At 36.2% G+C, this 2533-nt stretch carries 2 protein-coding genes and 1 pseudogene; all 3 read left to right on the forward strand.

Annotation, left to right across the window (positions count from 1 at the left end):
* Nucleotides 1–363: 363 nt before the first annotated feature.
* Nucleotides 364–1485: pseudogene (locus ARSQ2_RS15295) on the forward strand (M13 family metallopeptidase); the annotation flags it as partial.
* A gap of 195 nt (nt 1486–1680) precedes the next feature.
* Nucleotides 1681–2136, forward strand: coding sequence for a M13-type metalloendopeptidase (locus ARSQ2_RS15300; protein WP_476726907.1), 456 nt, complete (start codon nt 1681–1683; stop codon nt 2134–2136).
* Nucleotides 2133–2330, forward strand: a complete 198-nt coding sequence (locus ARSQ2_RS13910) for a M13-type metalloendopeptidase (RefSeq protein WP_255487692.1) — start codon at nt 2133–2135, stop codon at nt 2328–2330. Before ARSQ2_RS15300 ends, ARSQ2_RS13910 begins: the two co-directional genes overlap by 4 nt.
* Nucleotides 2331–2533: the final 203 nt, after the last annotated feature.

Here is a 2533-nt window from a genome sequence, read left to right on the forward strand (position 1 = left end):
ATTTTGTTCGCAATCAATATGGTGTAATCAAAATTAAGTCGCTTAGCTATAACTTTAAAAAAAATTAAATTTATGTATGCGTTTTGTTAAAAAATTGAAGTAGTATATATACTTTATCAGCTTATCAACACTTGTTGATGGAACATATCAATCTCAAAGAAGAGAAAGGTTTTCTCCTATGCAAAAACTGTTTTAGCACTACTTATTAATCTGTCTGATCTGACAGTCTCCTCCTTTGCTGTTGCCAAAGACGTTACTTACGGTGAACAAAAAATCATACTGTCTGATTCCATTTCTCTAGGTAATGATTTTTATCAATATGTTAATCAAGATTGGATAGCTCATACAAAAATCCCAGCTGGAATGTCACGTATTAATTCCTTTGTTGAGTTATATCTCAAAACAGAAAAACAGCTGCAAGCACTGATAAATAAACTTGAAGTTCAACCGGAAAGTGAGCTTAATCATAATAAACGCAATATTCGTAATCTTTATCGCAGTTATTTAAATGAAACGGTAGTTGAAAAAACAGGTTTAATGCCGGTAAAAAATGCTCTGAATTCTATCAAGCAGGCAAAAACTGACGCTAATATTACTAATTTGATGGCAAAACCAGGCTATATGCCATTTATTTCCTATTGGGTTGGGTTGGATCCAAAAGTACCTGATATAGCTGGGCGACTTTAAAATGATTACAAGTAATTACTCTATATCAGTAAATTTATATTGGAGAAAAACATATATTTTTGTAATCAAAATTAAGTCGCTTAGCTATACCTATATTCTTTATCTGGGACAAGGTGGTTTATAGGCCTACCAAATAGAAATTACTATCTGGATAACACTAAACGGATGGCGATTATCCGTCACGATTATCTCGCTTATATTGCCACTATTTTACATTTAGCGGGAGAAGCCGAAAAAGAAGCACAGTTAAAGGCTAAGCAGATTTTTGCGTTATAAAAATCGTTAGCAAAAGTTCATTGGACACGAGAAGCTGAACGTGACACGTTGAAAAATTATCATCCGATGACGCTTAGCCAATTGAAAAAGTTTACGCCAGATTATCAATGGCAGGGGTTTATTCAACAATGGAAACTTTCAGATGAACAGTTGGCGAAAATTATTGTAGAAAATGACAGTGCAGTTGAACAGCTGGCAAAAATATTGGCTAATACCCCACTATCTACCCTACAAGACTACTTAGTTTTCCATTATCTGAGTAGTAAAGCCAATTACTTGAATCAAGCGTTTTCTTACGCTCGATTTAATTTTTATTCAACTCGATTAAATGGTATTAAACAGCAGCGTTCACGTAAAGAACGGGCATTAGAAGTCGTGAATAAACTAAAAGGGGAGCCGTTGGGGCAGCTTTATGTTGCAACATATTTTGATCCTGATGCTAAAAATAAGATCCAAAATTTGGTAAGTTATATTAAAGGAATGTTTAAAACACGCTTGCAAAATAATGACTGGATGGATAAACGGACTTGCCAAAAAGCACTTAAAAAACTTAACCAATTTACGGTTAAAATTGGTTACCCTGAAAAATGCCATGATTTTAGTACGTTCCATTTGCAACCAGATACATTATTCGACAATCATCTGCAAGTACAAAACTGGCTCTATCAAGATAATATGAGCCGGATCGGTGAAAAAGTCAGAAAGTGGGAATGGGGGATGACGCCACAAACAATTAACGCTTACTATAATCCACTTCAGAATGAAATTATTTTCCCGGCGGCTATTTTGCAAGCGCCATTTTTTGATCAAAATGCTGATCCTGCTTATAACTATGGTGCCATTGGTGCGGTGATCGGGCATGAGATGGGACATGGTTTTGACGATCAAGGCCGTCTTTATGACGAAACAGGGCAATTAAGAAAGTGGTGGTCAACGGCTTCACAGCAGCATTTTAAAGAAAAAACCGTCAAACTTATTAACCAATATAACAACGGCTTTAAAATTGATGGTTTAGCTGTTAACGATAAACTTACCCTAGGTGAAAATATTGGTGATCTCGGTGGATTAAATGTTGCCCTCAATGCTTATAAACAATTTTCTAAAGAGCATTATCCGAATGGTGAACCGCCGATTATCGATGGAATGACGGGATTACAACGCTTCTCTTTATAGCCTGGGCGAGAACTTGGCGCGAGTTAGCTAATAAAGAGTCAGAGGGTAATAAGATTATGGCTGATCCCCATAATCCGAACCCCTATCGCGCCAACGGTGTGGTACGCAATATAGATGATTGGTATGCAGCATTTAATGTAGAAAAAGAGCATAAGCTTTATCTGGCACCTAAAGATCGAATCCATATCTGGTAGACTTCAATATCAGGCTCTATAGCCTAAAGCCTGATAAACTTGCTGCTTTCGGGTAATAACGTTAGAAACACTTCATTTGTATAATCGCAAACATAAACGATATGTGATATTCAACAATGAGCTGAATTAATAATGGATAAATCAATCACCGTTGCTTGTGTACAGGCAGCTCCTGTATTTATGGATTTGGAAAGAACTATAGC

This window comes from Arsenophonus endosymbiont of Bemisia tabaci Q2, from assembly GCF_902713415.1.
GTDB lineage: Bacteria > Pseudomonadota > Gammaproteobacteria > Enterobacterales > Enterobacteriaceae > Arsenophonus.

What these genes read in the sequence shown, in the direction of transcription:
- ARSQ2_RS15300 (WP_476726907.1), top strand. Translation starts at nt 1,681, where the DNA reads ATGACGCCACAAACAATTAACGCTTACTATAATCCACTTCAGAATGAA.